Origin of the sequence: Delftia deserti, from assembly GCF_042653485.1 — a bacterium.
Taxonomy (GTDB): Bacteria; Pseudomonadota; Gammaproteobacteria; order Burkholderiales; family Burkholderiaceae_C; genus Comamonas; species Comamonas acidovorans.
Map to the genome: position 1 here is coordinate 90670 of NZ_JBHSIH010000001.1, position 12703 is coordinate 103372.

A 12703-nucleotide genomic window follows, 5' to 3' on the forward strand; every position below is an offset into this window, starting at 1 on the left:
CATCAGGGCTGCGCCGCCTCCAGCTCCGCCAGCCTCACCGCCACAAAATCCCGCAGCGCGCGCACCAGCGGCGTGAACTGCCTGCGCGTGGGCGCGACCAGGTAGAGCGGCACGCGCTCGGTCGTCCAGTCGGTGCACAGCGCGATCAGCCGGCCCTGGGCCAGGTCTTCGGCCACATCGAAGTAAGACTTGTAGGCAATGCCCCGCCCTGCCACGGCCCAGCGCCGCACGGCGTCACCGTCGTTGGCCACATTGCGGCCGCGCACGCGGACATGGACGGGTTGCGGTGGCGCCGCCCCCTGCCCTGACGGCCAGAAACTCCAGCGGTCGTGCACTTCCTCGCCCAGCATGAAGCACAGGCAGTCATGGCCGGCCAGATCGTGGGGCGTTGCGGGGGCGCCGCGTTCCTGCAGATAGGCCGGTGCGGCGCAGAGCACGCGGCGGTGCGTATCCGACAAGGGCAAGGCCACGAGGCTGGAATCCTGCGGCTTGCCATAGCGAAAGGCCGCATCCACGGGCTCGCTGTAGACATTGGCCACGCGGTCGGACAGGTGCAGCCGCAGGTCCACGCCCGCGTGCAGGCGCTGGAATTCGTCCAGCCACGGCATGAGCACGTTGCGGCCCAGGTCGGAGGGGGCGGCCAGCTGCAGCGTGCCGCGCAGCGCGGCCTGGCCGCCCGCCAACTGGTCGCTCACCTGGCGCAGGCCGGCCAGCGCGGGGCGGCAGTGCTCCAGAAACAACTCGCCCTCCTGCGTGAGCCGCAGGCTGCGCGTGGAGCGAACGAACAGGGTCACGCCCAGCTCGGCCTCCAGCCGCTTGAGCGCGGCGCTGGCCGCCGCCGGCGTCAGGTCCAGTGCGCGTGCCGTGGCCGAGAGGCTGCCGCTGTCTGCGGTGCGCACGAAGATATCCAGGTCCTGCAGGCTTTTCATGGAGGTCGCCGGGCATTGATTTTCAAAAATTATTTGAAGCTTAGTTCAAAGGAAAAGCCATTTAACAAAATCCCTATCAAGGACAAGATGGCGCCATCTTCTTTCCACTCCTTGCAGGACACCCGCATGAAAGCCGTCGGTTATCAAAACGCCCATTCCATAGACCATCCCGAGTCCCTGCTCGACATCACCCTGCCCGAGCCTGTGCCTCAGGGGCGCGACCTGCTGGTCGAGGTCAAGGCCGTGTCCGTCAACCCCGTGGACACCAAGGTGCGCGGCAGCGCCTCGCGCAGCGCGGACGGCCCCGAATACAAGGTGCTGGGCTGGGACGCCAGCGGCATCGTGCGCGCCGTCGGCCCCGAGGTCACGCTGTTCCAGCCCGGTGACCGTGTCTGGTACGCAGGATCGATTGCGCGCCAGGGCACGAACAGCGAACTGCATCTGGTGGACGAGCGCATCGTCGGCCATGCCCCGCAATCGCTGGACTTTGCCGAGGCCGCCGCCCTGCCGCTGACGGCCATCACGGCCTGGGAGATGCTGTTCGACCGCCTGGGCGTGGCGCCGGGCAAGCAGCCCAGCCGCAAAAGCCTGCTCATCATTGGCGCGGCTGGGGGCGTGGGCTCCATCCTGACCCAGCTGGCGACCCGCCTGACCAGCCTGACCGTGATCGGCACGGCCTCGCGGCCCGAGACCCGGTCATGGGTGCGTGAACTGGGTGCCCACCATGTGATCGACCACAGCCTGCCGCTGGCCGAGGAGTTGCGCCGCATCGGCCATCCCGCGGTGGACTACATCGTCAGCCTGACGCAGACCGACGCCCACCTGCCCCAGATCGTCGAGGCCATCGCACCGCAGGGCAAATTCGGCCTGATCGACGACCCGGCTTCGCTGGACGCCACGCTGTTCAAGCGCAAGGCGGTCTCCATTCACTGGGAGCTGATGTTCACGCGCTCGCTGTTCGGCACCGACGACATGATCGGCCAGCACCATTTGCTGAACGAAGTCGCGGCCCTGGTCGATGCCGGCCTGATCCGCACCACGCTGGACCAGCGCATGGGCCCCATCAACGCCGCCAACCTGCGCCGCGCCCATGCGCTGATCGAGTCCGGCAAGGCGCGCGGCAAGCTGGTGCTGGAGGGCTGGGAGCAAGGCGCGGTGTAAGGCCTGGGACAAGGCCTGGCCAAGGCCCAGCGTGGCTGGCAACCGTAGTATGGTTGCCACCATGCAGCTCAAACATTTCATGGGCGCCCTGGCTGGCAGCCTCGTGTTGGCCACAGCCACGGCAGGGTCCGCCGCCAAGACCCCCTCCTATCCCGATGCCGATGCCAGCGACCCCGCAAGGCTGGGCTGGATGGTGGGCTCGCCGCCACCGCCGGACCGCATGCTGCGCTTCGAGGACGGCTCCTATTTCCAGTTCCCGGCCATGCGCTGGAGCGTCTCGCACTTTCGCCAGCTCATGCCCACGGTGAATGTCTCGCGCGGCCTGGCGCCTGCGGCGCCGCTGGCCCAGGCGCTGCGCGACGACATCGACGAGTTGCGCTTCACGCCGCTGGGGGCAAGCCAGCCCATGACCTGGCGCGATTCGCTCAAGGCCAACTACACCGACGGCATCGTGGTGCTGCACAAGGGCCGCGTGGTCTATGAGCGCTACTTCGGCGTGCTCAGGCCCGAAGGCCAGCACGGCGCCATGTCGGTGACCAAGTCCTTTGTCGGCACGCTGGCGGCCATGCTGGCCGCCGAGGGTCAGCTCGATCCCTCGCGCCGCGTGTCGGAGTACGTGCCCGAGCTGGCGGCCTCGGCCTTCGGCAATGCCACGGTGCGCCAACTCATGGACATGACCACGGGCATACGCTTCAGCGAAGACTATGCGGACCCGCAGGCCGAGGTCTGGGCGCATGCAGCGGCCGGCAACCCGCTGCCCAAGGCCAAGGACTACACCGGGCCGCGCAGCTACTACGAATTCCTGCAGACCGTGAAGCCCGAAGGCGTGCACGGCAAGGCCTTCGGCTACCGCACGGCCAACACCGATGCGCTGGGCTGGGTGCTGGCGCGCGTGAGCGGCCAATCGGTGGCCGATCTGCTGTCCGAGCGCATCTGGAGCCGCCTGGGCGCCGAGCAGGATGCCTACATGTCGGTGGACTCCACGGGCACGCCCTTTGCAGGCGGCGGCCTGAACCTGGGCCTGCGGGACCTGGCGCGCTTTGGCGAGATGCTGCGCAACCGGGGCCAGTTCAACGGTCAGCAGATCGTTCCCGCAGCGGCCGTGGACGACATACGCCGGGGCGGCGACGCGGCCGCCTTTGCAAAGGCCGGCTACAAGCTGCTGCCGGGCTGGACCTACCGCAACATGTGGTGGGTCACGCACAACGCCCATGGCGCCTTCGCGGCGCGCGGCGTGCATGGGCAGACCGTCTACATCGATCCCAAGGCCCAGATGGTGATTGCGCGCTTTGCCTCGCATCCGGTGGCGGGCAATGCGGCCAATGACCCGACCTCGCTGCCTGCCTACGAGGCCCTGGGCAGGCTGCTGGCGGGGGAGCGCTGACAGCGCTGAAGGGGGGCAATTCCCCGCAAGGGCTTCAGCCGCCAGGGGGCACCTGTGCCAAGGATGCTTGTTGTCATGAAAATTTGCTAACGTATGTAGCATCTTTTTGCAATTAGTTGATCCCCCATGTTCCAGTCCCTGCGTGCGCGACTCATCGCGCTCAGCGTTGCCATCGTCACAGTGGCCATGCTGGCCCTGGCCATTGCCAATTTTTTCACGGTGCAGCGCCATGTGCTGTCCACACTCGACGACCAGAGCCGCCAGCTGGTGAACGCCCAGGCCCAGGTTCTGGGCGAATGGGTGGCCACCAAGCGCCTGCTGACCCATACCCTGGCGCAGGCGGTCGATACGCCGGAGCCGCATGCCGTGGTCCAGGCGCTGCGCGACGGCGGCGGCTTCTCGGATGCCTACTTCGGCTACACCGACAAGCGCATGTTCTTCCTCAACGAGATGGCGGCCGACTACGACGTGACGGCCCGTCCCTGGTTCAGACAGGCGCTCAAGGAAGGCCGCCCCGTCGTGACGGCGCCCTATCTGTTCGTCTCACCACCGGAGGTGGGCGTGACCTTTGCCGAGCCGGTCGGCCCCGCCGGCAACCCCCATGCCGTGGTCGGTGCGGACGTGCTGCTCACCACCGTGGTGCGCACCGTGGGCGCCATCAGGCCGACGCCGGGCAGCTTTGCCTTCCTGGTGGATGAGGCGGGCGCCATCGTCACCCATCCCGATCCGGCACTCACGCTCAAGCCCGTCTCCGCGCTCTCGCCCCAGTTGCGTGCCGACGCCCTCCAGGCCCTGCCCAAGGCGGACACCGGCATGCGCACGGCCGTCGGCGGCAAGGACTTCCTGTTCTACGGCCAGGCCGTACCCGGCACGGACTGGCAACTGGTGGTGGCCGTGCAGCGCGACGAGGCGCTGTCCGCGCTGGGTTCGCTGCTCAAGGTATCAGGCGCCATCGTTGCCATTTCGCTGATTCTGGCGATTGCGCTGCTGGGCGCCGTCATCGCCCGCGTCACGCGCCGGCTGGCCGTGGTGCGCGATGCGCTGGAAGACATCGCCTCGGGTGACGGCGACCTCACGCGCCGCCTGTCGGTGCAAGGCAACGACGAATTGACGCAGATCGCACGCGCGTTCAACCACTTCACCGACAAGATCGCCTCGGTGCTGGTGCGCATCAGGGACTCGTCCGAGACCGTGCGCCATGCCTCCACCGAAATCGCCAGCGGCAACCAGGACCTGTCGGCACGCACCGAGCAGCAGGCCAGCTCGCTGGAGGAAACCGCTGCCGCCATGGAGCAGCTCACCGCCACCGTTCAGCACAACGCCGAGAATGCGCGCCAGGCGCGCCAGCTGGCCAGCAGCGCCTCGGACATCGCCACGCATGGCGGCACCGTGGTGGACCAGGTGGTGCGCACCATGGGCGGCATCGAGCAGTCCTCGCACCGCATTGCCGACATCATCGGCGTGATCGACTCCATTGCCTTCCAGACCAACATCCTGGCGCTGAACGCCGCCGTGGAAGCGGCCCGCGCCGGCGAACAGGGCCGGGGCTTTGCCGTGGTGGCCTCCGAGGTGCGCACCCTGGCCCAGCGCAGCGCCACCGCCGCCAAGGAGATCAAGGCGCTGATCGACGACTCCGTGGGCCAGGTCGATGCCGGCAGCCGGTTGGTGCGGGACGCGGGCGCCACCATGGGCAAGGTGGTGGAAAGCGTGCAGCGCGTGACGGCCATCGTCACCGAGATCAGCAACGCCAGCCAGGAACAGAGCACGGGCATTGCCGAGATCGGCACGGCCGTCAGCCAGATGGACCATTCCACCCAGCAGAACGCGGCCCTGGTCGAAGAGGCCACGGCCGCGGCGCAGTCGCTGCAGCAGCAGGCCGCGCAACTGGCGGACGTGGTGGCAGGCTTTCGACTCCAGTCCTGACCCGGCCACCAAGGGGCGCGAGCCCTGACTGCTAGCCCCGCCTGTCCTTGAGGCGCGTCATGGAGCGGCGCGCGGCGGACAGGCTTGCGCGCCGGCCCAAGGGCAGTGCTGCGCCCGCATCGGGCACGGCGGCGCCGGCCAATCGCTGCTGTGCCTCCAGCAGGCTGCGCAGATCCGCCGCACGCTCCTGTGCCAGCGTGGCCGCGTTCTGGGCAGTCTGCAGCTGGGAGTGCAGGGCCAGCTGCTCCTCCTCACTCTTTTCATAGCGGCCTTGCAGCTCTGCAAGGCGGGTCGCTGCCTTGCGGTCCTGCTCGGTGGCGGTCTTGCGGGCAGCCGCCAGTTCCTGGCGCGCGCGGTCCACTTCGTTGAGCATGTGGCGCTCATTGCCCGCGTATTGCTCGGCCATGCGCTGGCGCTCCAGCGCGGCGGACTGCATTTCCTCGCCATGCTTTTGCTGCAGCGCCTCGCGTTGGCGGGCCGCTTCGGCCAGCGCATCGCGCATTTCCTCCAGGCGCTCGTCGCGGTCCTGCAGCTGCTGCTGCATTTCATCCAGCCGGCGGGAAAGATCCTGCGACTGCGCCTGGGCCACTTGCAGGGCCTGGTCCATGGCCTCTTTCTGCGCCTGCATGGACGCCTCGCGCCGCGCCATTTGCTCTTGCTGCTCCTGCAGCTGGGCCTGCGTGGCCTGGGCTGCTTCCTCTCGGGATTGCAGGGCGGCGCGGGCGGATTCCATGGCGGCTTCCTGGGCGGCGTCCCACAGTTGCTGCGCCAGGCGCTGAACGGGATCGGGCACGGACGAGGGCAGCAGCTCGCCCTGCCCTGCCGCCACGCCCAGGCGCTGGCCCAGGGTGGCAAACCAGGTCTCCAGCATCGGGCTGACGGTATTTGGCGAGCCTCGGCCGATTTGCTGGCGCACGCGCTCGATGGTCGGCCGCAGGCCCTGGGCGATCAAGGCGTCTGCCGCGGCCCAGACATCGGCTTCCTGCACGCCGCGGGTGGATGTTTTCTGCATATCGTGAACTATTTTCCAGATTACTAACGATAAGTGATTGTTATCGTGAGTTATTTTAATATTGTGTAATACATCATATGTGTCATGTATTAAATATTACATATGAAATTTTCATACAGTATGGATACGCACATTACACGGCTTTGCCCAGGCAAAAGGCCGCTGCAGCCTCTGGAAAGCTTGGAAACTGAAATTTGCATGGCCTGCATGGCCGCAGGCTCCGCGGTGGGCAGCCCTGCTGCGCCGGGCGACAATCCACGGATGCGCAACGGCCCTTTTCCGCTGACTCCCCAAGACCAGTCTCTGGAAGACACAAGGCAAGGCAGCACCCTGCCCTCTGCGGGGCTGGAGCCTGCCGCCCAGCAGGCCGTGCGCGAGTTGCTGCGCGAGGGCGAATCCACCAACACCAGAAACAGCTACCAGAGTGCGATGCGCTACTGGGCCGCCTGGCATGCGCTGCGCTTTGAGCGGCAGATGCAGCTGCCGCTGGATGTGGCCTGTGTGCTGCAGTTCATCATCGACCACGCCCAGCGGCAGACGGGCGCGGGCCTGGCCAGTGAAATGCCGGCGCACATGGACCGCGCCCTTGTCGAGGCCGGATACAAGGCCCGCGAAGGCTCCCTGTCGCACAACACGCTGGTGCACCGCATGGCGGTGCTGTCCAAGGCCCATCGGGTGCACGGTTTGGCCAACCCCTGCCAGGACGGCGCGGTGCGCGAGCTGATGTCGCGCACGCGCAAGGCCTATGCACGGCGCGGCGAGCAGCCCGCCAAAAAGGATGCGCTGACGCGCGACTTGCTGGAGCAATTGCTGCAGACCTGCGATGACAGCCTGCGCGGCCGCCGTGACCGGGCCCTGCTGCTGTTCGCCTGGTCCAGCGGCGGGCGCCGCCGCTCGGAGGTGGCCGGGGCCGACATGCGCCATCTGCGCGCCGTGGGGCCGCAGGAATTCATCTACACGCTGGCGCACTCCAAGACCAACCAGTCCGGGCGGGATGCGCCCGAGAACCACAAGCCCGTGACCGGGCGCGCGGCCCAGGCGCTGGCCGATTGGCTGCGTGCCGCCGCCATACAGGAAGGGCCGATCTTCCGGCGCATCCGCAAAGGCGGCCATGTGGGCGAGCCCCTGTCGCCGGCCGCCGTGCGCGACATCGTCAAGCAGCGCTGCGCGCTGGCGGGCGTGGAGGGCGACTTTTCAGCGCACTCCCTGCGCTCGGGCTTTGTGACCGAGGCCGGGCGCCAGAACGTGCCCCTGCCCGACACCATGGCGCTGACGGGGCACAGCAGCGTCAATACGGTGCTGGGCTATTTCCGTGCGGATTCCGCGTTGAGCAACCGTGCGGCCCGGCTGCTCGATGCCGGTGACGACGATGCGGCCGCCGCCGCGCAAGGCAGCGGCCGGCCGCAGTCCTGAGCCGCTAGCTCAAAAGCTCAAAAAGCTCACTCCTGTACCGAGGTCCGCGTGCCGCTCAGGCCCAGCTTGCGCAGCAGCGTGGTGTCGGCTTCCACATCGGGGTTGCCGGTGACCAGCAGCTTGTCCCCGTAGAAGATGGAATTGGCGCCGGCCATGAAGCACAGGGCCTGCACGGCGTCGCCCAGCTGCTGCCGGCCCGCCGACAGCCGCACGCGCGCCGTGGGCATGGTGATGCGCGCCACCGCGATCACGCGCACGAAGTCCAGCGGATCGACCGGCTCGCTGTCCGCCAGCGGCGTGCCCGGCACGCGCACCAGGCTGTTGATGGGCACGGATTCGGGATGCGGGTTGAGATTGGCCAGCTGGGCGATCAGGCCCGCGCGGTGCACAGGCGTCTCGCCCATGCCGATGATGCCGCCGCAGCACACGCTGATGCCCGCGCCGCGCACGGCCTTGAGCGTGTCCAGGCGGTCCTGGTACTGGCGCGTGCTGACCACGTCCTGGTAGTACTCGGGCGCGGTGTCCAGGTTGTGGTTGTAGTAGTCCAGGCCCGCTTCGCGCAGCGACTGCGCCTGGTGCGGCTGGAGCATGCCCAGCGTGGCGCAGGTCTGCATGCCCAGACCCTTCACGGCGCCGATCAGCTCGTTCATCTTCTCGATGTCGCGGTCCTTGGGCGCGCGCCAGGCCGCGCCCATGCAAAAGCGCGTGGCGCCCGCGTTCTTGGCGGCCTGGGCGGCCCGCGTGACTTCGTCCACGCTCATGAGCTTTTCCGCCTTGACGCCGGTATCGAACTCGGCCGCCTGCGGGCAGTAGCCGCAGTTCTCGGGGCATCCGCCGGTCTTGACCGACAGCAGCGTGGCCAGCTCGATGTCGCCAGCGGGCCAGTGCTCGCGGTGCACGCTCTGGGCCTGGAACATCAGGTCCATGAAGGGTTTGTCCAGCAGTTCCTGAATGGCCTGCACGCTCCAGGCGCCGTCAAACGGCAGCGTGTCGCTTCTGGAGGGGCGTGCGTGCCATTGCAATGGGCTGCCGGCCGCAGGCTGTGCGGGGCTGTCGGAAGTCGTCGGGGCGGTGCTGCAGGCGGTCATCAAAAACTCCTCTGTGGGTCTGCTTTTTTCATTCTGATGAGCAAAAAAAGCTTTGGGAATGAAAAAGCCGGCTCCCTGCCAAAAATAGTTTCCCCATTTTCAGGGGCTGCAAAAAGAGTGAACTTCGCTTATTTTTGAGCGATGTTGGGTGTGTTTTGGCAGAAGTTTCCCTCGGTGACTTCTTCATGCCGCAAGCGCGCAGCCATCGGCGGTCAACATCGCCCAATTGTCCGGCGAGCGCTTCAAAAGATGCGTCTACAGGCACAGCAATGGATTCCCAATACCTGCCAGATGCCTCTCCAAAACGACCACAATGGGTGCCCGCCGTCGTCGCCACGCGGTTTCCAATCCAGACGGCCTGCGCCTGAACCTGCTTTCCCCGTTTTTGCCGCTTTCGCTCAGATTTCTCCCCCATGTCACTGCACTCCCTGGAATTTCCTGCCGATCACGGCAAGCCGCTGCTGCTGTCGCGCGAGCAGCAGGCCATCCTGGCGCATGAGGGTCGTTCGGCCATCGTGGCTGCGCTGGCCGGGGTGGGCAAGACCACGACGCTGGCCTGCAAGGTGGTCCAGGCCTGCCGTAGCGGCCAGGCCCGGCGCATCCTGGTGCTGGCCTATTCGCGCTCCGGCGTGGCGGCCTTTCATCACCGGCTGAAGCAACTGGTGCGCGAGGTGCCGCCCCAGGTACAGATCACCACGGTGGAGCGCTGGGCGGCCCAGCAGATCCGCCGCCGCGATCCTGGGGCCCGTTTTCTGGCCGACCGCGTGGCACTGCAGGCCCGTGTGCGCGAGGCACATGCCGCGTTGTGCGAGCGGCTGGCCTGGCAGCCCGACCCTTTGTTCGAGCAGCCCGGCGATCTGGATCTGGACGCCTTCTGGGACTTCAACCTCAGCGCCAAGAAGTCGTTGCTGCCCCAGCGCCTGGCCGAGGAAGGCATGGGACTGGCGAGTTTCTGCGAGGAGTATTTGCTCGACTACCGCATGGCCGGCCTGTTCTTCGAGTACGAGCGCCGCCGCATAGACCACTGCGGCGACCCGCTGTACTACGCCGAAGGCGACTGCAGCCATGCACTGGCCAGCGACGCCCTGCAGGGCCAGGCGCTGGACCTGCCGCGCTACGACCTGGTGGTGTTCGACGAGATGCATGACCTGGACCCGGCCTCGCTGCAACTGCTGCGCGCCCTGGTCGGAACCAGCGGCTGCGCCTTTCTGGGCGCAGGCGACTTCAACCAGCACATCGAGGCACAGGCCTGGTCCGTGTTCCGCGACAAGCTCCACCAGCTCGATGACTTCCTGCCCCAGGCCACGGCCACGCTGGCGCTGACCCAGTCGCGGCGCTTTGGCCCGCAGATCGCCAAGGCGGTCAATGCGCTGTTCAACGTTGGGCTGACTGCAGCGCCCACGCGCTTCAGCACCGTGCACCAGCTGCAGCATGCCGATGACAGCGAGTGCATTGACCAATTGCTTCAGATCCAGGCCAGCCTGGCACGTGCCCCGGAAACCGCTGCGCCAGGCGAGCCGCCTTCCGCCATCGCACGCAATCCCTCGCTGACCGTGATCCTGCGCCATGAGCAGGATGCCTGCGCGCTGGAATGGGCCATCCACCGCGCCGGCAAGTCCGCCAGCTTCTACGGCTTCAAGCGCTTTTACCTGCAGCGCGAAATCGCCCTGCTGCTGGGCCTTTGCTATGCACATGGCATGCAGGCGCTGTCATGGAAGGCCGAGGTCAGCGTGCTGGGCAGCGAGATCCTGGCGGCCTTTGTGGAAGGTGCGCTTTTCTACGGCAAGGGCAGCGTGGATGGCGCCGACATGGCCGATCCGTCAAGCCGCCATACGCTGGCCCAGCGCATGGCGGGCGAGATGCTGCACAACCCGCAGATCATCTGGCGATTCCTGGGCAACCAGTCCAGCCTGCAGGGCGGGCAACGCAACTTCCAGGCCTTTGGCCGCTTTTTGCAACTGCCCCTGGCGCTTCAGTCAGACGCATGCAGCCTGCTGGAGCAGGCCGATGTCTGGGGCCTTTTTGCTGGCGTGGCCCTGTCGCAGGCCCAGACGGCGGCCTTGCGTCAGCGCGTGAAGGCTTTCATGGATTCGGTGGCGGGCATGGCCGTGCCCGACATGCTGGCCCAGGTGGCCGCCATGGCCACGCGCTTCGAACGAACCGTGCGGGCCGAGCGCGGCTTCGATTTTCATCTGAGCACCATCGAGGAAGCCAAGGGCAAGGAATACGAGCATGTCGCCCTGCCCTTCATGGAGCCTGGCCGCTTTCCGGCCTCGGCCCCGCACGCGCTGGCCTTTCTGGAGCGCAACCGCCTGTACGTGGCCATGACGCGCGCCCGAAAAAGGCTGTGGCTGCTGGAGCATGCCGAGCGGCGTGTCCAGCCTTTCGCCTGAAGGCCTCTCAGCCCAGGGCGGCGATCACCTCGGCCGGCGCCTGCACCAGCTCGATCAGCACGCCCTCGCCAGCGATCGGAAACTCGTCATTGCTCTTGGGGTGCAGAAAGCAGATGTCGTAGCCGGCCGCGCCCTTGCGGATGCCGCCGGGCGCAAAGCGCACGCCCTGCGCCGTCAGCCACTGCACGGCCAGCGGCAGGTCGTCGATCCACAGGCCGATATGGTTCAGCGGCGTGGTGTGGACGGCCGGCTTCCTGTCGATGTCCAGCGGCTGCATGATGTCCACCTCCACCTTGTTCGCGCCCTGGCCCATGGCCAGGATGTCTTCGTCCACGTTCTCGCGCTCGCTCTGGAATGTGCCGGTCTGGGTCAGGCCCAGCATGTCCACCCAAAGGCGCTTCATGCGCTGCTTATCGGTGCCGCCGATGGCCACCTGCTGTATGCCCAGAACCCGGAAAGGACGCTGTTCGCTTGCCACTGTCTCACTCCTGTTGATTTGTGAAGAATCACATTGTGGAGCCAATCCGCAAGGCCGCAGCCCATCGCACAGACGGCTCAGAATTCCCCCAGCAGCCAACCGCTGATCACTGCAAAGTACTCTCGCAGCCAGGCGTTGGCGCGGATCGTCACCGGTGTGGGCGCACCCACGGTAAAGGCCTGGCCGTAGCCGCTGCGCTCGGCTATCCAGCCGGCGCGCAGGGTGTGGAAGTCGCTGGTGACGATGGCGATTGCCGCCTGCGGCGCCACCCCGCGCGCCTGCAGCAGGGGCAGGCTCCAGGCCAGGTTCAGCGCCGTGCTGGTGCTGCGCTCCTCCATCAGCAGGCGCTCGGGCGGCAGGCCGTGGCGCTGCTGCAGATAGCGCGCCATGATGGCGCCCTCGCTCTCGCTTTCCCCAAAGTCCACCCCGCCGCTGGTGAGCACCAGCGCCTTGGGATGGCGGGCGGCCAGCACGGCAGCGCGGTCCAGCCGCTGGGCCAGCGTGAGCGACGGCTGGCCGTCACGCGTGGCACTGCCCAGCACCACGATGGCCTGCACCGGCTGTTCCGGTGGCAACCCGGACGAGGCGGACAGCAGGTGCGCCCAGAACACCAACAGGCTGACCAGCCACATCGCCAACGCCGCCCAGCCCAGCCACCAGGCGCGCCGCAGCCATGCACTGGCGCGCAGCCTGCGCGCAATGGCCGAGCGCCAGAAGCTGCAGGCCATGAACAGCAGGCCCAGCACCGCTGGCAGCGTCACGCCCAGATTGAACATGCCACGCGCCATCAGCACCACGGCATCGCCCAGCAGTACGGCGCCAGTGATCAGGCCCAGCCACTGCAAGGGCCCCCGCCGCCGCAAGCCCGCGACGGCGTTGCGTCCGGGCACTGGCCCGGGCGCGGGAGAGAGCTTGTGCAACA

11 protein-coding genes are annotated in these 12703 nt (G+C 67.2%); 5 read left to right on the top strand and 6 right to left on the bottom strand.

Features of this window, described 5'->3' with window-relative positions; translation table 11 throughout:
• Nucleotides 1-2: 2 nt before the first annotated feature.
• Nucleotides 3-929 carry a LysR family transcriptional regulator gene (locus tag ACFPFG_RS00440; protein WP_312376694.1) on the bottom strand — a complete coding sequence of 309 codons (927 nt, stop codon included), beginning with the start codon at nucleotides 927-929 and terminating at the stop codon, nucleotides 3-5.
• A gap of 126 nt (nucleotides 930-1055) precedes the next feature.
• Between ACFPFG_RS00440 and ACFPFG_RS00445 the strand changes: the two genes are divergently transcribed.
• From ACFPFG_RS00445 to ACFPFG_RS00455, 3 genes are all read left to right on the top strand, one after another.
• Nucleotides 1056-2090, top strand: a complete 1035-nt coding sequence (locus ACFPFG_RS00445; protein ID WP_183018073.1) for a zinc-binding alcohol dehydrogenase family protein — start codon at nucleotides 1056-1058, stop codon at nucleotides 2088-2090.
• Between the two features lie 61 nt (nucleotides 2091-2151).
• The gene (locus tag ACFPFG_RS00450) at nucleotides 2152-3474 is read left to right on the top strand and encodes a serine hydrolase domain-containing protein (protein ID WP_183018072.1); all 1323 of its coding nucleotides are present in this window, start codon (nucleotides 2152-2154) and stop codon (nucleotides 3472-3474) included.
• Nucleotides 3475-3600: 126 nt separating this feature from the next.
• Nucleotides 3601-5397: a methyl-accepting chemotaxis protein gene (locus ACFPFG_RS00455; RefSeq protein ID WP_380104358.1), complete on the top strand. Its 1797-nt coding sequence runs from the start codon at nucleotides 3601-3603 to the stop codon at nucleotides 5395-5397.
• 31 nt (nucleotides 5398-5428) lie between these two features.
• Here the strand turns inward: ACFPFG_RS00455 and ACFPFG_RS00460 are convergent, their stop codons facing one another.
• Complete coding sequence (locus tag ACFPFG_RS00460) at nucleotides 5429-6409, bottom strand: DNA-binding protein (protein ID WP_197956260.1); 981 nt, start codon at nucleotides 6407-6409, stop codon at nucleotides 5429-5431.
• A gap of 207 nt (nucleotides 6410-6616) precedes the next feature.
• Between ACFPFG_RS00460 and ACFPFG_RS00465 the strand changes: the two genes are divergently transcribed.
• Nucleotides 6617-7822 (top strand): site-specific integrase, encoded by a 1206-nt coding sequence (locus ACFPFG_RS00465; protein WP_380104360.1) that lies wholly within the window; start codon nucleotides 6617-6619, stop codon nucleotides 7820-7822.
• A gap of 26 nt (nucleotides 7823-7848) precedes the next feature.
• Here the strand turns inward: ACFPFG_RS00465 and bioB are convergent, their stop codons facing one another.
• Nucleotides 7849-8910 (bottom strand): biotin synthase BioB, encoded by a 1062-nt coding sequence (gene bioB / locus ACFPFG_RS00470; RefSeq protein WP_380104362.1) that lies wholly within the window; start codon nucleotides 8908-8910, stop codon nucleotides 7849-7851.
• Nucleotides 8911-8938: 28 nt separating this feature from the next.
• Nucleotides 8939-9325: a hypothetical protein gene (locus ACFPFG_RS00475; protein ID WP_380104364.1), complete on the bottom strand. Its 387-nt coding sequence runs from the start codon at nucleotides 9323-9325 to the stop codon at nucleotides 8939-8941.
• Here ACFPFG_RS00475 and ACFPFG_RS00480 point away from each other — a divergent pair.
• Entirely contained in the window at nucleotides 9324-11303 is a 1980-nt protein-coding gene (locus ACFPFG_RS00480) for a UvrD-helicase domain-containing protein (protein ID WP_380104366.1), read from the top strand. The two genes, ACFPFG_RS00475 and ACFPFG_RS00480, sit on opposite strands and share 2 nt — an antisense overlap.
• A gap of 7 nt (nucleotides 11304-11310) precedes the next feature.
• Here the strand turns inward: ACFPFG_RS00480 and ACFPFG_RS00485 are convergent, their stop codons facing one another.
• On the bottom strand, nucleotides 11311-11781 hold the full coding sequence (locus ACFPFG_RS00485) for a VOC family protein (protein WP_380104368.1): 471 nt from the start codon (nucleotides 11779-11781) through the stop codon (nucleotides 11311-11313).
• A 77-nt stretch (nucleotides 11782-11858) separates the two neighbouring features.
• Nucleotides 11859-12701 (bottom strand): YdcF family protein, encoded by an 843-nt coding sequence (locus tag ACFPFG_RS00490; protein ID WP_380110193.1) that lies wholly within the window; start codon nucleotides 12699-12701, stop codon nucleotides 11859-11861.
• Nucleotides 12702-12703: the final 2 nt, after the last annotated feature.